We start from the raw sequence: 20,935 nt of genomic DNA on the forward strand, positions 1-20,935 counted from the left end.
TTAGCCGATCGCGATTGTGCCTTCGTCCGTCTGCAGCCAGCGCGGTGCCTTCAGCTTATCGGCAAAGTAGCTGACCAGTTCGCACAGCAAATCTTCCATCACGATTTCAGATTGTCGCGGCAGTGAGCCGTTCATCAGCATCTGCGTTATCTCCTGACAGTAGCGCCCCAGCTGATCGCATTCGGATTCGAAAGCCGGAACGCATGACGGGAGTTCCTTCACGGTCAGGCTGGCTTTTAAAGCGTCCGGAACAGGATCCAGAAGCGTGGGTTGCAGAAGATTCAGACAGGCATAAAGTCTGCCGTAAAGGCCCATTTTTGGGGCGGGTTCTTCGCAATCGACCAGTGCGTCGGTAAAACGTTCGCAGTTATCCGCCAGTTCGGTGAAGTCGGTGGCATGGTTGAAGGGCAGGGTGATTAAAGAGTTAATCAATGACATAAAATAACCTCAGTGAGTGGTATATCTTCCGCCACGGGAGGTTCCAGGCTCGCTGGTGGCGGAACCGAACAAGGTTGGAACGACTGGCCTCACTGACACCAGCGCGCTTTGCAGCGCCCCTGTCCGGCCCGCCATTGAGATGCAACAGGCCGTACGACACAGAGCCTGTGTCGCCAGTGAAGTGATTCAGGGTTCCAATCCCGGCACCTGATTTTGCAGGTGCGAAGAGAACTTACTGCTCATCAAAACAGGCGGCAACAGTTTTGAGCTATGTCGCTGAGGATATTACCATTTCTGGAAAGAGGCTCGCAAAATTACCGTAATGAGAAGCATACTGCGGGTAGAGGTTTTACAGCGACGCCATGGCGGTGGCGATTGAGCCGCCCTGGCACGTTCACAGGCCATGTCGTTACAGAGTAGCAAGGAACAACCCCCACAGCCGTATGTTCCCCCTCACCCCAGCCCTCTCCCTCAAGGGAGAGGGGGCCGTCTGTGCAGACAATATTTGGTGGGGATCCCTCAGCCCAAAGGGAGAGGGAGTATAAGTCGTCCAAAATTTAACCTTGAAACCGTCAACACATTACCGCTATCCTTATCGCGTTAACTTTCTCACGCTGGAGCGCCCCCCAAAAATGAACAAACACGACTGATGAATTTCGATCCTTGCTAAACGCCACCGCGTCGGCAGGGGATGTTTTGATTTCATTCAGGAGTGCTTATGGCTCATTTTGCGCAGTCCCCTTCTTTTATTTTGCATCAGGTCACCTGTCAGTTTCCGACGGGCGATACACTTTTTGGTCCGCTGAATCTCACGCTGGAACCCTCCCTGTGCGCGCTGGTTGGCCGTAACGGCAGCGGGAAAACGCGTCTGTTGCGTCTGCTGGCGGGGTTGGACGAACCGGCTACCGGTCATATTGAACGCTTTAGCTCGCATGTCTATGTGGCGCAGCAGCACGTCATTTCTCCGCAGACGACGCTTGCTGAACTGCTCGGGTATGACGTTATTTTTGCGGCGCGTAAGCGCATCGACAGCGGCAATTACCAGCCTGACGATCTGGAGCTGCTCGACGGCCACTGGGATGTTGCCGAGCGTCTGAGCGAAGCCTTTAGCAATGCGCAGCTTCCACCGTTTGACCCGGATAAACCTGCCGGTGAACTCAGCGGCGGCGAGCGCATTCGCGCCCTGCTGTGCGGGGCGTTTACGGCTGAAGCCGATTTCATGCTGCTGGACGAGCCCACTAACCATCTGGACCGACAGGGCCGGGCGTGGTTCTACGACCAGCTCAGCCGTTTTCAGGGCGGCGTGCTGGTGGCCTCCCATGACCGCGAACTTCTGGAGCAGGTGCCGCGTATCCTTGAACTGAGCGCCTCGGGCCTGCGCAGCTACGGCGGGAATTATGCGGATTATCAAACCCAGCGCGATGCCGAACAGCAGGCGGCCCGCGCGTCGCTGGAACATGCTGCAACCGAGCGCAAACGCACTCGGGCACGCATGCAAAAAGAGCATGATGACAGTCAGCGGCGTTCGGCAAAGACATTGCGCACCGTTGATACCCTGAATATCGCGTCGTTCGAGCGGGTCAAATATAAAGGCGCGGCAAAGGAGCGGATCGGCTCCTGGAAAAAACAGCACAGCGAGCAAAATGATGCCCTCAACGCCGCGGTAAATAAGGCGCGTGAACGCGTTGAGGAAGATAGCCCGGTAATGTTCACCCTGCCGGGGAGTCAGATCCCGGACGGGAAGCAGGTACTGGTGCTGGAGGATCTGGTGCTGCCGCATGTGCCTGTTCCTCCGCTCAACTTGCGGATGGACGGACCGATGCGCGTGGCGTTAAAGGGACCGAACGGCTGCGGCAAATCGACGCTGTTAAAAACCCTCCTCGGCGAGATTGCCCCCCGTTCGGGTACCTGTAAGGTTTCCGTCAGCTGCGCTTATCTCGACCAGCATCTCTCCCGGCTCGATCTTTCGCAGTCGGTCATGACGCATCTCAACCTGAGTCATACGCCTCTTGAAGAGGGGGTATTGCGAACCCGTCTGGCGCAGCTTCAACTGGGTGCTGACAAAGTTACGCTCCCGCTGGCGGAGCTCAGCGGCGGCGAGCGTCTTAAGGCCGCCCTGGCCTGCGTGCTGTGGCGCGCGGAGGCTACGCAGCTTCTGCTGCTGGATGAACCGACCAACCATCTGGATTTGGCCTCGGTCCAGGCCATTGAAGCGGCGCTGGCCGGTTTCCCTGGGGCTTTGCTGGTGGTATCACACGATGAGGCTTTTCTAAGAGGCTTAACGTTAACGCATGAATGGGTGTGGGAAGAGGCGGGCTGGCGTTGCGAGAGCCTTTAAAACACAAGCCCCCGCAAAGGCGGGGGCATTCAATCTTCACTACGCTATCTGTTTGCTGAGTGCAGGGTTGGCCTGAATCAGGCGCATCAGCCTTAACTCGGTTGGGGTGGATTTCTCACGTTTTGACTCCCACTCCTGCACCATAGCCACGCTGACACCCATCGCTCTGGCGAATTCTTCCGTTTTCAGTCCTGTCCCTTTGCGCAATTGCTCATATTCTGTAAAGGGATTGGATTTTTGTTGCAGGGTAATCGCCTGCGGTACGTCTTTAAAAATGATCTGTTCCAGACTGCTCAGCAGTTCAAACTCAGGATCTTTATATTCCATTGAGGACTCCTCTTAAATCTCACATCGTGATCAAGAACATCAGAGAGCCAGTTAAGAATAGTCCCTAATACGAACCCAGGATCGTCACGGGTGTGATTAATCGTGCGATAACGATCGCTTTATCCGATTCAGCGATATGGATAGTTATGCTAATTACCTGATTAGTCATATGTCGGCTTCGGCAGGTATTTTTTTGTAAATGGTAAGAAATAAATCGGCAATAGCCGTTTTGCATGAAAAGAGTATCTTGCAAGGCTGACCTGGACTATCCTTGTCAGCGTCGGGCACGCGTGTGCCGGTGTGCGCTTTTTTGGGTGAAAGGAGTAATAAAATGGCGACAGGAAAGTCCTGCTCTCGCTGGTTTGCGCCTATTGCGGCGTTGTTGATGGTTGTTAGCCTGAGTGGGTGTTTTGATAAAGAAGGCGATCAGCGCAAAGCGTTTATCGATTTTCTGCAGAATACAGTGATGCGCAGCGGCGAGCGGTTGCCGACGCTGACTGCGGATCAGAAAAAACAGTTTGGCCCCTTCGTGTCCGATTACGCCATTCTTTATGGTTATTCACAGCAGGTGAGCCAGGCGATGGATTCCGGTATCCGTCCGGTAGTGGATAGCGTGAACGCCATTCGCGTTCCGCAGGATTATATGACGCAGCGTGAACCGCTTCGCCAGTCCAACGGTGCGCTTGGCGTGCTGAGCCAGCAGTTGCAGAATGCGAAAATGCAGGCTGACGCGTCACGTTCTGCGCTGAAGCAGGGTGACGATCTCAAACCTGTCTTCGACAAGGTGTATGAGAAAGTGGTGACGAAACCGTCTGAAGCGCTGCAACCGCTGATTCCGGCCGCGCAAATCTTCACGCAGCAGCTGGTTCAGGTGGGCGACTTTATTGCCCAGCAGGATACTCAGGTGAGCTTTGTTGCCAACGGCATTCAGTTCCCGACCTCCCAGCAGGCAAGCCAGTACAATACGCTGATTGGGCCGCTGGCCTCCCAGCATCAGGCCTTTAGCCAGGCCTGGAATGCCGCAGTCACGGCCACAGAATAAACCGAAAAAACCCCGCGCCTGGCGGGGTTTTTTTTATGCTTATCGAAAATAACGCTTGTCATTCTTCTACCACATCGGTATAACTATCCCCGTCGGTTTGTTACACAGACCTAAAGCAGTTTAGTAAAGCAGTCCAGATTGTTATCCATAGATACCCTTCGTTGTGACCCTTCCTTCATCGCTTAAAAATCTGTAACGCAATCCATCAAGCCGGAAGGCTCAATATATTTGTTAATAAGGTAATTTCTATGTCTGCTAAAATGACTGGTCTGGTAAAATGGTTCAACGCTGATAAAGGTTTCGGCTTCATCACTCCTGACGATGGCTCTAAAGACGTGTTCGTACACTTCTCTGCTATCCAGAACGATGGCTACAAATCTCTGGACGAAGGTCAGATAGTGTCCTTCACCATCGAAAGCGGCGCTAAAGGCCCAGCAGCTGGTAACGTTGTAAGCCTGTAAGCTTCCAACCCAGTAGCACAAAATTCAAAAACCCGCCTTCTGGCGGGTTTTTTCATTTCTATCGTTGCACCTGCGGGTTCACGCAGTTTATCTCCACCTTTCCGCTTAGGGCGGCGATAAGGTTATCGACCGCAGTGGCCGCCATGTTGTAGCGCGTCTCATGGGTGGCTGAGCCGATGTGGGGCAGGGCGACGACGTTTGGCATTGTCAGCAGCGGGGAGTCCACCGGCAGCGGCTCCTGTTCAAACACGTCCAGACCTGCGGCATGGATTTCACCGTTCTGCAGGGCTTCAATCAGCGCCTTCTCATCTACCACCGGGCCACGACCCGCGTTGATGAAAATGGCGGATTTCTTCATTTTTTCAAATGCGGATTTGCCAATCAGATGACGCGTTTCGTCCGTCAGCGGCAGAACCAGACAAACAAAATCGGCTTCCTGCAGCAGAGTATCCGGCTCGCAGTAGCGGGCGTTGAAGCGTTCTTCGGCTTCACTGTGATGACGGCGCGCGTTATACAGAATCGGCATGTTAAAACCAAAATGCGCGCGCTGCGCCAGTGCCAGCCCAATGCGCCCCATGCCAACAATGCCCAGCGTTTTGCCGTTAACGTCCACGCCGAACCAGTCCGGTCCAATGCTTTTTGTCCATTCGCCCGCTTTCACGCGCTCGGCCACTTCCACCACGCGACGGGCCGTGGTGAGTACCAGCGCCATCAGCGTATCGGCCACGGTTTCCGTCAGGGCATGGGGGGTGTGCATCAGCAGGATCTTGCGGGCGTTAAGGGCATCCACATCGAAATTGTCGTAACCCACGGAAACGGTAGAGGTAGCACGAAGCTTCGGCATTTTCTCCAGCAGGGCGACATCCACTTTCTCGCTTGAACCCAGCAGGCCTTCGGCGCTGGCGAACGCTTCGGCGTGCTGCGCCACGGTTTCCGGGCTCAGGTTCTTCACCAGCGTGACGGTGAAGTGTTCTTCAAGGCGTTTCTGCAGATCTTCCGGCAGTGCTTTGTACAAAATGACGGACGGCTTCATGCTAATCTCCGTTGATTTTTAAGGATTCAGGCGTGGCGTGCGCCGACAGGGTGTTGTTGATTATTAGCAGGCTTAACAATCAGAGTAAGCCACACGGAGGCGAAAAGCGCCACCCCCATAAAGATGTACGATGCGGACGGGCTGCCGGTGGCACCGTTCAGGTAGCCGACGAACCAGGAGCCGCAGAACGACCCCAGCGCACCCATACTGTTAATCAGCGCCATCGCGCCACCCGCGACGTTACGCGGCAGCATTTCCGGGATGATGGCAAAGAACGGACCGTACGGGGCATACATGGCGGCACCGGCGATCACCAGCAGGGTATAAGAGGCCCAGAAGTGATTTGCACCCACGGCCCACGAGCCGATAAAGGCAAAAGCAGCGATCAGCAGCAGCGGCCAGACAAACAATTTTCGGTTCTGCAGCTTGTCCGACGCCCAGGAGACGACGATCATGGCGATGGTCGCGGCCAGGTACGGTACGGAAGAGAGCCAGCCCACTTCTACCATGCCGAGGTTTTCGCCGCCGCTGCGGATAATCGACGGCAGCCACAGCACAAAGCCGTACACGCCAATGCTCCAGGTAAAGTACTGCGCGCAGAGCAGGATCACGTTGCGCGAGCGGAAGGCTTCACCGTAGTTACGTACCGCCTTCAGGCCTTGCTGTTCTTTATCCAGCTGCGCCTGCAGCGCCGCTTTTTCGTCTTCGGAAAGCCATTTCGCCTGGGCAGGTTTATCTTTCACCAGCACCCACCAGCAGAATGCCCAGATCACTGCCGGGACCCCTTCGATGATAAACATCTCGCGCCAGCCGAAGGACTGGATCAGGTAGCCAGACACCACCGACATCCACAGTACCGTCACCGGGTTACCGAGGATCAGGAAGGTATTCGCGCGCGAGCGTTCAGATTTGGTAAACCAGTTGCTGATGTAGATCAGCATCGCCGGCATAACCGCCGCCTCAACGACGCCGAGGATAAAGCGAATGGCGGCCAGGGCAGGAATATTGTTCACCACGCCGGTCAGTGACGCGCAGGCGCCCCACAGGATCAGACAGACGAAGATCAGCTTACGCACGCTGCGGCGTTCCGCATAAATCGCGCCGGGGATCTGGAAGAAGAAGTAGCCCAGGAAGAAAAGGGCTCCCAGCAGGGAGGAGATACCTTTGGTGATGCCAAGGTCCTCTGTGATCCCCGCCGCGGACGCGAAGCTGAAGTTGGCACGGTCAAGATACGCCAGGCTGTACGTGATAAACACGATTGGCATGATGTACCACCAGCGTTTTACTGCATTGGTCGAACTGTTCATAGGCTTGCCTCTGTTGTTGAGGTTGTTACCGCCGTTGTCTGTAGGGTACACGGTGGTTTAATTATTTGGTGTGGCTTGCTGCCCTCACCCTGGCCCTCTCTCGCAGGGAGAGGGCATTTAAACGCCGAGCTCTGCTCGCGTGGGTAATCCTTCGCTGTCGCCCTGCACCTGAATGGCCAGCGAGCCAATCTTGTTGCCCCGCGCTACGGCCTGCGGCAGCGTTTTGCCTTCCAGCAGGGCGCTAATCACGCCCACGGCAAAACCGTCGCCCGCGCCGACGGTGTCGACCACGTTCTCAACCTTGACCGCCGCGACCGCGCCCTGTTCGCCGTTGGCCGTCTTAAACCATGCGCCATCGGCGCCTGTCTTCAGCACCACCGCTTTTACCCCTTTATTCAGGTAGAAATCGGCAATGCCTTCCGGCGTGCTTTCGCCGGTCAGGATCATCCCTTCTTTCAGGCCCGGCAGAACCCAGTCCGCTCTGAACGCCAGACGGTTGAGCTTCTCGACCATTTCCTCTTCGCTTTTCCACAGCACCGGGCGCAGGTTCGGATCGAAAGAGATCGTTTTTCCCTGGGCTTTCAGAGTGGCTGCCGCGTGATCCAGCAGTTCATACGAGCTGGCGGACAGAGCTGCCGCCACGCCGCTCAGGTGCAGATGGCGCGCGGAGGCGAAATAGTCGGCGTGGTAATCCGCTACAGAGAGGTGGCTTGCGGCCGATCCCTTACGGAAATACTCCACGATGGGATCGGTTCCATTTTCGACCTTAGATTTAAGCTGAAAGCCGGTAGGGAAGCGTCCATCAAGGGTGACGCCTGCGGCATCAATACCCTCTTTTTTCAGCGAGTCGAGGACGAAATGGCCAAAGCTGTCGTCCCCCACGCGGCTGACCCAGCCCACATTCAGGCCGAGACGCGCCAGGCCGGTCGCGACGTTCAGCTCTGCGCCCGCCACGCGCTTGATAAAGTGCTCTACCGCGTTCAGCTCGCCCGTTTCAGTGGCGACAAACATCGCCATGGCCTCGCCGATGGTGATGACATCCAGCGTCTTGTGCATGGTTTACTCCTCGCGCAGCAGGTTGACGTAATGGCGGGTAACGGCGGTTAAATCCGTCCCTTCCAGCGGGAACTCGATACCGCGCGGGGCATCGGCAGGCAGCTGGCCGAGCAGATCCAGCCAGCGCGCATCAGCGTGGTCCGGCGCCACGGCGCGGAAGTTATCTTTATGCGGCACGGCGGCTTTCACGTGGATATAGCTCACCGCAGGGGCAAGGTGACGCGCGGCCTCTTCGGGGGAATCACCGACCCACAGCCAGTTGCCCATGTCGAAGGTCAGCGTGACGGGCAATGCCATTTCCCGACAGGCGGCCTGGAAGCGCTGCATCGGCGCGAGCTGTCCGCAGTCGGTCTGATCGTTCTCCACGACCAGCGCCATGCCGCTTGCGTTCAGCAGGCTACGCAGGGCGTCGAGAGGCTGCGCGTCGCGGAAATGGCCCAGGGAAACCTTCAGCCACAGGGCGTTCAGGGTGCTGGCCTCAGAGAGATAGCGGGTCAGATCCGGGTTGAGGGTGCCGTCGGGCATAAACAGGGCGGCGGGGGCGGAGTAGCACGCCAGCAGGCCGAGCAGCTCAATGGATTCTCCCAGCGCAGGCAGCGTCAGCAGCTCTTCGCTGCTGAACAGTTCCCGGCGGATCTCCACGCCGTCTGCCCCTGCGCCTGCAATAACGGGAAGCATCGCCCGCTGACCGCCTGCCTGTCGCACCTGTTCCGCACCGTACGCGGCGGTGACCACCATAATTTTCCTGCCCATCTTCGGACTCCATCGCAACATAACAATACTATTACGCTAGATGGAACCGGTTCCAAAGAAAAGGTCACGATGTTGAATTTATGATCGGTATCACAAGGGAAAATTAACGCGCCGTGGAGCCGCGAACGATCAGCTCGCCGGAGAAGACCTGCTCGCGAACGGCATCGCTGGTGCCTTCAATGCGGCGAACCACTTGTTCAACAGCAGCATAGCCAATCTGCCAGGTGGGCTGTTTGAGTGTCGTAATGCCGACGCCCGCCAGCTCCGCCCACTCCAGTTCATCAAACCCCAGCAGACCGATATCGCTGCCCCAGTGCAGGCCAATGCGCTTGAGCGAGCGGGCGACCTGAAGCGTCAGCGCCCCGTTTGCGGAGATAACGGCTTTGCGCATCCCGCGATGGCGCGTGTGGAACTGGCGCAGGGTGTTGTCGAGCTGGTCGGCTTCGTGAAGCGGCGTTTCGGCATTTTCGGCGATCACGCCGGGATATCGCTCCAGCGTGGTGCGAAATGCGCTCAGGCGCTCGCGACGGGTATTGACCATCCCTAACGGTTCACTCAGAAACAGAATGGCCTCGAAGCCCTGTTCGATCAGATGTTCGGTGGCGGTCGTGGCGGCCTGGGTGTTATCCAGCCCGACCACATCGCAGGCAAATTCCGGGATTTTACGGTCGATGAGGACCATGGGCAGGGAGGATTGCTGCAGGCGATTTAAACCCTCTTCCCGCATGCCCACCGCGTTAACCACAATCCCTTCGACCTGATAGCTGCGCAGCAGATCGAGGTAATGCAGCTCCTGGTCGACTTCGTTGTTGGTATTACAGACCAGCGGCGTGAAGCCCTTCTCGCGGCAGGCGGCTTCAATACCGCTGAGCACGTTAACGGAATAGGGGTTGGTGATATCGGCGATGATAAGCCCGATAAGGCGGGTGCGGCCGCGTTTGAGCCCGCGCGCCATGAGGCTGGGACGGTAGTCGAGATCGGCAATGGCCTGCTCAATGCGCGCCAGCAATGCGTCGGACAGCAGGTGTTTCTCGCCGTTAAGGTAGCGCGAAATGCTGGTTTTACCGGTTTTGGCGGCTTTCGCCACGTCGCTGATGGTGGCCCGGGCTGGTTTGCTCATCGCTGATTTCCCTGAATTTAGTGAGAATACCTTAACGGGAAAATCAGACGAATCAAGTAATTTGCCCGGTGGCGCTGCGCTTACCGGAGGGTGCGGTCTGGTGCCCTCACCCCAACCCTCTCCCACGGGAGAGGGTGCAACCACTAAAAACGGCAACGAGCGTTGCCGTTTTGCTTTTGCCTACTGAATTGGGCTCAACGTAATCTCAACGCGGCGGTTCTGCGCTTTGCCTTCCGCCGTGCTGTTGCTGGCGATAGGGTTGGCAGGGCCCATGCCGCTGGTGCGGATGCGGTTGGCTTCAACGCCCTGGGTAATCAGCGAGCTGGCTACGGCATCGGCGCGCTGCTGGGACAGACGCATGTTCAGATCCTGGCTGCCGGTGCTGTCGGTGTAGCCCATCACGTTCACAGCGGTCTTGTTGTACTCTTTCAGCACCATTGCCACGCCGGTCAGCGTGTTCGCGCCCGCGGGTTTCAGCGTTGCGCTGCTGCTGTCGAAGGTCACGTTGTTCGGCATATTCAGGATGATGTTATCGCCGCTGCGCGTCACGCTCACGCCGGTTCCCTTCATTTTGTCGCGCAGCTTCGCTTCCTGCACGTCCATGTAATAGCCGACGCCGCCGCCCAGTGCCGCGCCCGCCGCTGCGCCAATCAGCGCGCCTTTACCGCGGTCTTTCTTGGAGGAGGAGAGCGCCCCCACGCCTGCGCCGACCAGCGAGCCGATACCCGCGCCAATGCCGGATTTACCCGCTTCACGCTCACCGGTGTAAGGGTTAGTTGTGCAGCCAGAAACAGCCAGTGCACCGCTCACCAGAGCGGCAATAACGAGTACGCGTTTTTTCATCTTCTTTCCTTAATCCTTTTTATTCTTTGCCACGGCGAGCGTGGCAGTTGATTATGACGTCCAGATACGGAGAAAATTCCGGGTATAACTCTGAAATTTGTGACAAACCATAAACTGCCTCAGAAAGAAGGCCGTAAACCTGCACGCAACCAGGAGCGCACGCTTGAGCACCTCAACGAAAACCATTCTGACCGCCGCCCACTGGGGGCCGATGCTGGTCGAAACCGATGGCGAAAATGTTCTGTCGTCCCGCGGGGCACTGCCAACCCAACATCCCAACTCGTTACAGATCGTCGTTCGCGATCAGGTGCACAGCAAAACGCGCGTGCGCTGGCCGATGGTGCGTAAAGGTTTTCTGGCCTCGCCGGATAAACCGCAGGGGATCCGCGGTCAGGATGAGTTTGTTCGCGTGAGCTGGGATGACGCGCTGGCGCTGATCCACGCCCAGCATAAGCGCATTCGCGACACTTACGGTCCGTCGTCCATTTTTGCCGGATCTTACGGCTGGCGTTCGAACGGCGTGCTGCACAAGGCCTCGACGCTGCTGCAGCGCTACATGAGCCTGGCGGGAGGCTATACCGGCCATCTCGGGGATTACTCCACCGGCGCGGCGCAGGCGATCATGCCGTACGTCGTAGGGGGGAACGAAGTGTACCAGCAGCAGACCAGCTGGCCGCTGGTGCTGGCGCATACCGACGTGGTAGTGCTCTGGAGCGCCAACCCGCTCAATACGCTGAAAATTGCCTGGAATGCCAGCGACGAGCAGGGGATTGGGTATTTCGACGCGCTGCGCAAAAGCGGCAAGCGCATCATCTGCATTGACCCAATGCGCTCTGAAACCATGGATTTCTTCGGCGACACCGCCGAGTGGATTGCCCCCCATATGGGTACCGACGTGGCGATGATGCTGGGGATCGCCCATACGCTGGTAGAAAACGGCTGGCACGATGTTGAATTCCTGACGCGCTGTACCACCGGCTTCGATAAATTCGCCGACTACCTGACGGGACAATCCGATGGGGTGGCGAAAACGGCAGCGTGGGCGGCAGAGATTTGCGGCGTTTCTGCGGAGAAAATCCGCGAACTGGCGGCGTTGTTCCATAAAAATACCACGATGTTGATGTCCGGCTGGGGAATGCAGCGTCAGCAGTTTGGCGAGCAAAAACACTGGATGCTGGTAACGCTTGCCGCAATGCTTGGGCAAATCGGCACGCCGGGCGGGGGTTTTGGTCTCTCCTATCACTTTGCAAACGGCGGTAACCCGACGCGTAAAGCGGCGGTGCTGGCGTCTCTGCAAGGCTCGGTGCAGGGCGGCGTCGATGCCGTGGATAAAATCCCGGTGGCGCGTATTGTTGAAGCCCTGGAAAACCCGGGCGGTTTCTATCAGCACAACGGTCTGGACCGCCACTTCCCGGACATTAAATTTGTCTGGTGGGCGGGCGGGTCGAACTTCACGCACCATCAGGATACCAACCGCCTGATCCGCGCCTGGCAAAAGCCGGAGCTGGTGGTGATTTCTGAGTGCTTCTGGACCGGCTCGGCTAAGCATGCAGATATTGTCCTGCCGGCGACCACCTCGTTTGAGCGTAACGATCTCACTATGACCGGCGACTACAGCAACCAGCATATGGTCCCGATGAAGCGCGTAGTGGCCCCGCGAGACGAAGCGCGTGATGATTTTGACGTGTTTGCTGAACTGAGCGAGCTGTGGGAAGCGGGCGGTCGCGAGCGTTTTACCGAGGGGAAAAGCGATCTGCAATGGCTGGAAACCTTCTACCAGATTGCCGGCCAGCGCGGTGCAGCGCAGGGCGTGACGCTTCCGCCATTTGCCGAATTCTGGGAAGCGAACCAGATCGTCGAGATGCCGGAGAGCGAACAGAACGCGAAGTTTGTCCGTTTTGCCGATTTCCGCCGCGACCCCGAGAACCACCCGCTGAAAACCGAGAGCGGAAAGATCGTGATCCACAGCGAGCGCATCGCCAGCTTTGGCTATGCCGACTGCCCGCCACACCCTATGTGGCTCGAGCCGGACGAGTGGCACGGCAACGCCCAGCCGGAACAGCTGCAGGTGTTGTCTGCGCATCCCGCGCACCGTCTGCACAGCCAGCTTAACTATACGTCCCTGCGCGAGCAGTATGCGGTCGCCGGGCGAGAGCCGATCACGCTGAATACCCTCGATGCGAAAGCCCGGGGGATTGCGGACGGCGACGTGGTGCGCGTCTGGAACTCGCGCGGGCAGGTGCTGGCAGGGGCGGTGGTGAGCGACGGAATTAAACCGGGCGTGATCTGCATTCATCAGGGCGCATGGCCCGACCTTGAGCCCGCCGAGGGAGGGATCTGTAAAAACGGGGCGGTTAACGTGCTGACCAAAGATCTCCCCAGCTCGAAGCTGGGGAATGGCTGCGCAGGGAACACGGCGCTGGCCTGGGTAGAAAAATATCAGGGACCCGAGCTTAACTTAACGGCGTTTGATCCGCCTGCCAGCTCATGATCCACGTCGGGTGCTGAGTGTCATCCTGCCAGGCGCTGTCTTCAATGCGAAAGCCCTGAGCATGGTAGAAATTCACCGCCCGCACATTTTTCTGATATACCTCCAGCGTTAAATGCGGGAAGCGCTGCTGAACATGGTTCAGCAGCGCGCGCCCGATGCCTTTCCCGATGCATGACGGTGCGACAAACAGCGCGCCGACAAACTGAGACTGCATCACGCTGATAAATCCGTATGGCTCGCCATCCTGTTCCCAGACCCAGGTTTCCGCCGACGGCAGGTAAACGTCCCGCACCATGGCCTCGTTCTCTTTCCAGTAACCCGGCTCGATAAACGGATGCGCTTCCGTGGTGCTTTCAAGCCACAGGCTCAGAAGCGGCGCGGTATTCTCACTTTGCCATTTGCGGATCATGATGGCCTCCCGGATGACAGAAGCAGCCGGTAACGTGGTCGTTGACCAGGCCACAGGCCTGCATAAAGGCGTAGCAGATGGTGGAACCGACAAACTTAAAGCCGCGTTTTTTCAGGGCTTTCGAGAGCGCATCCGAGGCCGGGGTAGAGGCCGGGATTTCCGCGAGCGTGGCGGCCCGGGTGACCTGCGGATCGTTGTTCACAAACGTCCAGACAAAATCTGAGAACGATTCGCCGTTTTGTTCCATCGCCAGGTAAGCGCGAGCGTTGCCGATGATGGCCTGGATCTTACCGCGATGGCGGATGATGCCGGCGTCCTGCACCAGGCGTTCCACATCTTCATCGGTCATCGCGGCGACGGCGACAGGATCGAACTGATGGAAGGCGTTGCGGTAGTTTTCGCGTTTCTTCAGTACCGTAATCCATGACAACCCCGCCTGCTGGCCCTCCAGACAGATCATCTCAAAGAGTTTTTTGCCATCCGTTTCCGGTACGCCCCATTCCCGATCGTGATAGTCGATATAAAGCTGATCCTGGCTCACCCAACCGCAACGTTCCATCCGTCATCTCCCTTATTGATACTGATTTCGCAAAATTTTCATTCTGACTGGCTTGACGTGTTTACTATAAAGACAATAGTTAATACAAGGGCTATAAGCTCTTCCTGAATAACGACAAATATCGCCGAATTCGGCTCTCTCTGGGGTCGCGTTGATGATGATAAAAAAAATCAGTGGTCGCCATGCTGCTTCTGGCCTGGTGGGAATTTCAGCCTGCCTGTTCTTTTGTAATACAGCGTCTGCCTGGCAACAGGAATATATCGTTTCAGACGCCCAAAATAATACGGCGGAACGCTATACATGGGACGCGGATCACCAACCGCGTTATGAGGATATTCTTGCTGAGCGTATTCAGTCTTCGCAAAACGCGCCGGGTCTTGCCCTGAATATACCGTCTGGCAGCACGCCGGAGGGGGCGATGAGCGTGGGCTGGAATTTTCCGGTTTCAGCGCGTATCACCACCGGTCCGGTAGTGGCGTGGCGGTACGACGGCACGGCTCCCATGATGATCAACGAGTTTGGTGATAGCGCGTCGACGCAGGCAATCACCGACCCGCTCTGGCATGCCAGCGTCAGCACGCTGGGGTGGCGCGTGAATACCCAGTACGGCGATCTTCGTCCGTGGGCGCAGATTAGCTATAACCAGCAGTTTGGTGAAAACCAGTGGAAATCGCAGTTTGGCATGCCGCAAACGCCAGCTCCTGCCCAAAACGGTAGCTGGATGGACGTCACCGTGGGAACGGATATTCCTTTTAATACGCACGTCGCGGCCTATGCGTCGCTGGCTCAGGGGGAGCACACCACCACCGGTGAGGAGTTTTTATACACCCTCGGCGTTAGCGCAAATTTCTAGAGTTGTTACTTTTTTAAACGTTACGATAACATCTCGAATACAACAACCACGGGCGTTACAGCGATAGCGGATACTAACACGCTGTCGCTTTATGCCCGGGCCAGGCCATTCATTCCCGTTTCCAGGCATTTCATTCCGTTCCGCCTGCATTTCATGCCGTTTTACCCCAGGCGTATTAAGGTTTTGTTTATCGTTGTCCTCAGCGAACTTCCTTAATTTCTCCTGCAGGACAACTGCCATGAACACATCAACTTATAACCGCACGCGCTGGCTCACGCTCTTTGGCACCATCGTCACCCAGTTTGCGCTGGGGTCGGTCTATACCTGGAGCCTATTTAACAGCGCGCTTTCCGACAAACTCGGCGCGCCGGTCAGCCAGGTTGCGTTCTCCTTTGGTCTGCTGAGCCTGGGTCTGGCGATTTCGTCTTCCGTCGCGGGCAAGCTGCAGGAGCGTTTTGGGGTGAAGCGTGTGACCATAGCGTCCGGCATTCTGCTGGGTTTGGGCTTTTTCCTGACGGCGCATTCCAGCAACCTGATGATGCTGTGGCTGAGCGCCGGCGTGCTGGTGGGGCTGGCGGACGGCGCAGGTTACCTGCTGACCCTGTCAAACTGCGTGAAGTGGTTCCCGGAGCGTAAAGGCTTAATCTCCGCGTTCGCCATCGGCTCCTATGGCCTGGGCAGCCTCGGATTCAAATTTATCGACTCCCATCTGCTGGCGTCCGTTGGCCTCGAAAACACCTTTATGATCTGGGGCGCAATCGTGCTGGTGATGATTCTGTTCGGCGCCACGCTGATGACCGATGCACCGCAGCAGGAGGTCAAATCCGTTAACGGCGTGGTGGAGAACGACTTCACCCTCGCGCAGTCCATGCGTAAACCGCAGTACTGGATGCTGGCGGTGATGTTCCTGACGGCCTGCATGAGCGGACTGTATGTCATCGGCGTGGCGAAGGATATCGCACAGGGGATGGTGAAGCTGGATGCGGCCACGGCGGCGAATGCGGTGACGGTCATCTCCATTGCCAACCTCTCCGGTCGTCTGGTGCTCGGTATTCTGTCTGACAAAATTGCCCGCATCCGTGTGATTACGATTGGGCAGGTGGTTTCGCTGGTCGGCATGGCGGCGCTGCTGTTCGCTCCGCTGAATGAAGCCACCTTCTTTGCGGCGATTGCCTGCGTGGCCTTTAACTTCGGCGGCACGATTACCGTCTTCCCGTCACTGGTAAGCGAGTTCTTTGGCCTGAACAATCTGGCGAAAAACTACGGCGTTATCTATCTTGGCTTCGGGATCGGCAGCATCTGCGGCTCGCTGATAGCCTCTCTGTTCGGCGGGTTCTACGTGACCTTCTGCGTCATATTTGCCCTGCTGATTATCTCGCTGGCGCTCTCGACCACGATTCGCCAGCCGCAGCGTGAAGTATTCAAAGAAGCGCACGCGTAAGCAGTATGAAAGAGGCCTCTGTGGCCTCTTTTTTCTTTATGCGAGACGCTTCCCGTCTCGATATTTTGTAAAAATTTATACCGATCACACTCTCTGCTGCCACTTTTCTCTCCCGCTGTGGTCTACTTATCGCGCTTGTAGACGTTTCTAATAACGCTTCCTTACGCATTTACGTACTCTGTCCGCTTTCTCTTTGAGATTCGTCGGGTTTTTATACCCCTTCCCCCAGGGTTGTTTGCATGAAATACATTAGGTCTCTTACCCAGCAAAGATTGTGTCTGATGCTGGCTGTCTATATCGGATTATTTCTGAATGGCGCGGTACTGTTCAGAAGAGTGGAAGGTTATTTTGAACACCTTACCGTAAGTAATGGTATTTTTGCCGCCATTGAAGTGTTCGGCTCCGTCCTCGCTACCTTCTTCCTCTTACGCCTGCTGTCCCTTTTTGGCCGACGTACCTGGCAAATTTTGGCCTCGCTGGTGGTGATTATTTCCGCCGCCGCAAGCTATTACATGACCTTTATGAACGTGGTCATTGGGTACGGTATCGTTGCCTCGGTGATGACCACGGATATCGATCTCTCGAAAGAGGTAGTAGGGAAAGGCTTTATCGTCTGGACAGTTTTAACCTGTCTGATACCGCTATTCTTTATCTGGAACAATACGTGCCGCTATACGCTGTTACGCCAGCTGCGCACGCGTGGACAGCGGATCCGCAATATCGTCGTTGTCCTGCTGGCTGGTCTGCTGGTATGGGCGCCAATCCGCCTGATGGAAACGCAGCAAAAACGCGTTGAAAAAGCGACGGGCGTGGATATGCCAAGCTATGGCGGCGTGGTGGCAAACTCGTATTTGCCGTCTAACTGGCTGTCAGCGTTAGGTCTGTATGCCTGGGCGCAGGCGGACGAATCCAGTGATGTGAAATCGCTGATCAATCCAACGAAAAAATTCACCTACCAGCCGCCAGCCGACGGGATTGATGATACGTACGTCGTCTTCGTCATCGGCGAAACGACGCGCTGGGATCATATGGGTATTCTCGGCTATAACCGGGACACCACGCCAAAGCTGGCGCAGGAGAAAAACCTGGTGGCTTACCGTGGCTACTCCTGCGATACCGCAACCAAGCTCTCGCTGCGCTGTATGTTTGTGCGTGAAGGCGGTGCAAGCGATAACCCGCAACGCACGCTGAAAGAGCAGAACGTGTTTGCCGTGCTGAAGCAGCTTGGGTTTAGCTCTGACCTGTTCGCGATGCAAAGTGAGATGTGGTTCTACACCAACACCCTTGCAGATAACATCGCGTACCGCGAGCAGATTGGCGCCGAGCCGCGTAACCGCGGTAAAAACGTCGACGACATGCTGCTGCTGGAAGAGATGTCGCAGTCCCTCAAGAACCATCCGCAGGGTAAGCATCTGGTTATTCTGCATACCAAAGGGTCGCATTACAGCTATTACCAGCGCTACACGCGTGATTTTGCGAAGTGGCAGCCTGAGTGCGTGGGCATTAATAAAGACTGCAGCAAGCAGGAGCTGATCAACGCCTACGACAACTCGGTGCTGTACGTGGATACCTTCCTGAGCCGGGTGATCGACCAGCTGCGCGATAAAAAAGCGATTGTGATTTACGCGGCAGACCACGGTGAATCCATCAACGAGAAAGAGCACCTGCACGGTACGCCGCGCAAGCTGGCACCGCCGGAGCAGTTCCGCGTGCCGATGATCATGTGGATGTCGGATAAGTATCTTGAAAATCCGGAGAAGGCGAAGATGTTTGCTCAGCTGAAAAAAGAGGCGGAGATGAAGGTGCCGCGTCGTCACGTTGAGCTGTACGACACCATTATGGGTTGTCTCGGCTATACCTCACCGAATGGTGGGATTAACGAAAACAACAACTGGTGTAAACTCCCTGATAACAGCGTAAAAGCCGCGCAGTAGCTGCCCTGGCGAGAATATCGCCAGTTGAATGGCTTTTTGAAAATAAGGGATTGACGGGGGCGCACCTCAGCAGTAAGATGCGCTCCGCATTCGGCGAGTAGCGCAGCTTGGTAGCGCAACTGGTTTGGGACCAGTGGGTCGGAGGTTCGAATCCTCTCTCGCCGACCACATTCTGAAAAGGGCTAACCGCAAGGTTAGCCCTTTTTGCATTATGATCTTATCCCGTCAGAGTATCCAAAACGCCCCTTAGGCCTGCTTCTCCCTGCCTGTTAACGATTTTGTGACATAATCCATTGTATTTTTTTATATATAGATTGATCTTTTTTCGCGTTGCTTATGGATAACCTCAGCATTTTTCGCTGTGCGTTTTAACGTTCGCGGTATTTAGTGCTCAGATAATCACCATTCTGCAAGAAAATTTACCCATTCTGAATAAAAGTTAATCACTGATTGTTGCGAAATATGAAGAGACTTGTGCTGCAAGATAGCGAGTAGCATAAATTTCCCTGCTGAAAACTGGCATGCATAGTTTTTTTAATCTTTGTTTGCGGTTTCTCACACTCAGCGTAAATCCCCGTCACCTGTATTGACGTTTTCACATTCTGTTGACAGATTGTAGGGCATGAGGGGCATTTCAGGGACGATCTGCGCTGCAACTCAAACGCTCTTCTGAAAGGATTCTCCATCCCTTTAAAGCCTTCGGGCATCACCGACCGGACCGGGTAAAAAATAAATAAAGGTCTGGCGGCGTAACACAACAAAGCAAAACATCACATTGGAGCAGAATAATGAGTATTTCCTTGAAGAAGTCAGGGATGCTGAAGCTTGGTCTGAGCCTGGTGGCTATGACCGTGGCAGCAAGCGTACAGGCAAAAACCCTGGTTTACTGTTCTGAAGGCTCGCCGGAAGGCTTTAACCCACAGCTCTTTACCTCTGGTACGACTTACGACGCAAGCTCTGTACCGATCTATAACCGTCTGGTTGAATTCAAAACCGGTACCACGGAAGTGATTCCGGGTCTGGCCGAGAAGTGGGACGTCAGCGAAGACGGTAAAACCTATACCTTCCACCTGCGCCAGGGCGTGAAGTGGCAGGACAGCAAAGAATTCAAACCAACGCGCGACTTTAACGCCGACGACGTTGTGTTCTCCTTCGACCGTCAGAAAAACGCTCAGAACCCGTACCACAAAGTGTCTGGCGGCAGCTATGAATACTTCGAAGGGATGGGTCTGCCAGACCTGATCGCTGAAGTGAAAAAAGTGGACGATAAAACGGTTCAGTTCGTACTGACGCGTCCGGAAGCGCCATTCCTGGCTGACCTGGCCATGGACTTCGCTTCAATTCTGTCCAAAGAGTACGCGGACAACATGCTGAAAGCCGGTACACCGGAAAAAGTTGACCTGAACCCAATCGGTACCGGTCCATTCCAGCTGCTGCAGTACCAGAAAGACTCCCGCATTCTGTATAAAGCGTTCGAAGGCTATTGGGGTACCAAGCCGAAGATCGACCGTCTGGTCTTCTCCATCACGCCTGATGCTTCCGTGCGTTACGCAAAACTGCAGAAAAACGAATGCCAGGTGATGCCGTACCCGAACCCGGCTGACATCGCCCGCATGAAGCAGGACAAGAACATCAACCTGCTGGAGCAGGCTGGCCTGAACGTGGGCTATCTCTCCTTCAACACCGAGAAAAAACCGTTTGATGACGTGAAAGTGCGTCAGGCGCTGACCTACGCGGTGAACAAAGAAGCGATCATCAAAGCCGTTTACCAGGGCGCGGGCGTTGCTGCCAAAAACCTGATCCCACCAACCATGTGGGGCTATAACGACGACGTTAAAGACTACAGCTACGATCCTGAGAAAGCGAAAGCGCTGCTGAAAGAAGCGGGCCAGGATAAAGGCTTTACCGTTGAGCTGTGGGCGATGCCTGTTCAGCGTCCATACAACCCGAACGCACGCCGTATGGCGGAAATGGTTCAGGCTGACTGGGCTAAAGTTGGCGTTCAGGCCAAGATTGTGACCTACGAGTGGGGCGAGTACCTGAAGCGCGCCAAAGCGGGTGAGCACCAGGCGGTAATGATGGGCTGGACCGGTGATAACGGGGATCCGGACAACTTCTTCGCCACCCTGTTCAGCTGCGCGGCGGCGAAAGACGGTTCTAACTACTCTCGCTGGTGCTACAAGCCGTTTGAAGACCTGATCCAGCCGGCGCGTGCGACCGACGATCACAACAAACGTATTGAACTGTACAAGCAGGCTCAGGTTGTTATGCACGATCAGGCTCCGGCGCTGATTGTTGCTCACTCCACCGTGTACGAGCCAGTGCGTAAAGAAGTGAAGGGCTACGTGGTTGATCCACTGGGCAAACACCACTTCGAAAACGTATCTGTTGAATAATAAGTAGGGTGTTCTCCCTCTCCCTCTGGGAGAGGGCAGGGGTGAGGGGATGCATGCACGCCCTTCACCCTAACCCTCTCCCGCCAGGAGAGGGAATTTACATTTGTGAGCAATACAGACGTCACGCCACTGGT

At 56.0% G+C, this 20,935-nt stretch carries 18 protein-coding genes and 1 tRNA gene; 9 read left to right on the forward strand and 10 right to left on the reverse strand.

Going from position 1 to position 20,935, the window contains the following annotated elements; genetic code table 11:
- Nucleotides 1-438: a hypothetical protein gene (locus ACWKXN_RS17985; protein ID WP_454544097.1), complete on the reverse strand. Its 438-nt coding sequence runs from the start codon at nt 436-438 to the stop codon at nt 1-3.
- A gap of 718 nt (nt 439-1,156) precedes the next feature.
- Between ACWKXN_RS17985 and ACWKXN_RS17990 the strand changes: the two genes are divergently transcribed.
- Nucleotides 1,157-2,776, forward strand: coding sequence for an ABC-F family ATP-binding cassette domain-containing protein (locus ACWKXN_RS17990; protein ID WP_454544098.1), 1,620 nt, complete (start codon nt 1,157-1,159; stop codon nt 2,774-2,776).
- Nucleotides 2,777-2,815: 39 nt separating this feature from the next.
- Here the strand turns inward: ACWKXN_RS17990 and ACWKXN_RS17995 are convergent, their stop codons facing one another.
- Nucleotides 2,816-3,103 carry an HTH-type transcriptional regulator gene (locus ACWKXN_RS17995; RefSeq protein WP_454544099.1) on the reverse strand — a complete coding sequence of 96 codons (288 nt, stop codon included), beginning with the start codon at nt 3,101-3,103 and terminating at the stop codon, nt 2,816-2,818.
- A gap of 331 nt (nt 3,104-3,434) precedes the next feature.
- Between ACWKXN_RS17995 and ACWKXN_RS18000 the strand changes: the two genes are divergently transcribed.
- Together ACWKXN_RS18000 and cspE are read left to right on the forward strand one after the other, a co-directional pair.
- Nucleotides 3,435-4,145, forward strand: coding sequence for a DUF3053 domain-containing protein (locus ACWKXN_RS18000; protein WP_454544100.1), 711 nt, complete (start codon nt 3,435-3,437; stop codon nt 4,143-4,145).
- 248 nt (nt 4,146-4,393) lie between these two features.
- Nucleotides 4,394-4,606 carry a transcription antiterminator/RNA stability regulator CspE gene (cspE, locus tag ACWKXN_RS18005; RefSeq protein ID WP_454544101.1) on the forward strand — a complete coding sequence of 71 codons (213 nt, stop codon included), beginning with the start codon at nt 4,394-4,396 and terminating at the stop codon, nt 4,604-4,606.
- A 58-nt stretch (nt 4,607-4,664) separates the two neighbouring features.
- Here the strand turns inward: cspE and ghrB are convergent, their stop codons facing one another.
- From ghrB to ACWKXN_RS18035, 6 genes are all read right to left on the reverse strand, one after another.
- Nucleotides 4,665-5,639 (reverse strand): glyoxylate/hydroxypyruvate reductase GhrB, encoded by a 975-nt coding sequence (ghrB, locus tag ACWKXN_RS18010; RefSeq protein ID WP_454544102.1) that lies wholly within the window; start codon nt 5,637-5,639, stop codon nt 4,665-4,667.
- Nucleotides 5,640-5,665: 26 nt separating this feature from the next.
- A complete protein-coding gene (locus tag ACWKXN_RS18015) occupies nt 5,666-6,946 on the reverse strand; it encodes an MFS transporter (protein WP_048980837.1) in 1,281 nt (426 codons plus the stop codon).
- 117 nt (nt 6,947-7,063) lie between these two features.
- Nucleotides 7,064-8,002 (reverse strand): sugar kinase, encoded by a 939-nt coding sequence (locus tag ACWKXN_RS18020; RefSeq protein WP_454544103.1) that lies wholly within the window; start codon nt 8,000-8,002, stop codon nt 7,064-7,066.
- A 3-nt stretch (nt 8,003-8,005) separates the two neighbouring features.
- Entirely contained in the window at nt 8,006-8,755 is a 750-nt protein-coding gene (locus ACWKXN_RS18025; protein ID WP_039261178.1) for a sugar phosphate isomerase/epimerase family protein, read from the reverse strand.
- Between the two features lie 103 nt (nt 8,756-8,858).
- Nucleotides 8,859-9,875, reverse strand: coding sequence for a LacI family DNA-binding transcriptional regulator (locus ACWKXN_RS18030; protein WP_023309954.1), 1,017 nt, complete (start codon nt 9,873-9,875; stop codon nt 8,859-8,861).
- A gap of 180 nt (nt 9,876-10,055) precedes the next feature.
- Nucleotides 10,056-10,718: an OmpA family lipoprotein gene (locus ACWKXN_RS18035; protein WP_024909080.1), complete on the reverse strand. Its 663-nt coding sequence runs from the start codon at nt 10,716-10,718 to the stop codon at nt 10,056-10,058.
- A 211-nt stretch (nt 10,719-10,929) separates the two neighbouring features.
- Between ACWKXN_RS18035 and ACWKXN_RS18040 the strand changes: the two genes are divergently transcribed.
- Complete coding sequence (locus ACWKXN_RS18040) at nt 10,930-13,209, forward strand: molybdopterin guanine dinucleotide-containing S/N-oxide reductase (protein WP_454544108.1); 2,280 nt, start codon at nt 10,930-10,932, stop codon at nt 13,207-13,209.
- Here the strand turns inward: ACWKXN_RS18040 and ACWKXN_RS18045 are convergent.
- On the reverse strand, nt 13,172-13,618 hold the full coding sequence (locus tag ACWKXN_RS18045) for an N-acetyltransferase (RefSeq protein WP_454544104.1): 447 nt from the start codon (nt 13,616-13,618) through the stop codon (nt 13,172-13,174). The genes ACWKXN_RS18040 and ACWKXN_RS18045 overlap by 38 nt on opposite strands.
- Entirely contained in the window at nt 13,596-14,177 is a 582-nt protein-coding gene (tag, locus tag ACWKXN_RS18050) for a DNA-3-methyladenine glycosylase I (protein ID WP_029741572.1), read from the reverse strand. The genes ACWKXN_RS18045 and tag overlap by 23 nt, the downstream gene beginning before the upstream one ends.
- Before the next feature lie 154 nt (nt 14,178-14,331).
- Here tag and ACWKXN_RS18055 point away from each other — a divergent pair, with 154 nt between their 5' ends.
- From ACWKXN_RS18055 to dppA, 5 genes are all read left to right on the forward strand, one after another.
- Nucleotides 14,332-15,030, forward strand: coding sequence for an autotransporter domain-containing protein (locus ACWKXN_RS18055; protein ID WP_033146996.1), 699 nt, complete (start codon nt 14,332-14,334; stop codon nt 15,028-15,030).
- A gap of 238 nt (nt 15,031-15,268) precedes the next feature.
- Complete coding sequence (locus ACWKXN_RS18060) at nt 15,269-16,471, forward strand: L-lactate MFS transporter (protein WP_454544105.1); 1,203 nt, start codon at nt 15,269-15,271, stop codon at nt 16,469-16,471.
- 239 nt (nt 16,472-16,710) lie between these two features.
- A complete protein-coding gene (gene eptB, locus ACWKXN_RS18065) occupies nt 16,711-18,405 on the forward strand; it encodes a kdo(2)-lipid A phosphoethanolamine 7''-transferase (protein WP_039261186.1) in 1,695 nt (564 codons plus the stop codon).
- A 91-nt stretch (nt 18,406-18,496) separates the two neighbouring features.
- Nucleotides 18,497-18,573: transfer RNA gene (locus ACWKXN_RS18070), tRNA-Pro, on the forward strand.
- A 620-nt stretch (nt 18,574-19,193) separates the two neighbouring features.
- Nucleotides 19,194-20,801, forward strand: coding sequence for a dipeptide ABC transporter periplasmic-binding protein DppA (gene dppA, locus ACWKXN_RS18075; RefSeq protein WP_096150895.1), 1,608 nt, complete (start codon nt 19,194-19,196; stop codon nt 20,799-20,801).
- Nucleotides 20,802-20,935 lie beyond the last annotated feature (134 nt).

This window comes from Enterobacter sp. UPMP2060 (genome assembly GCF_053709655.1).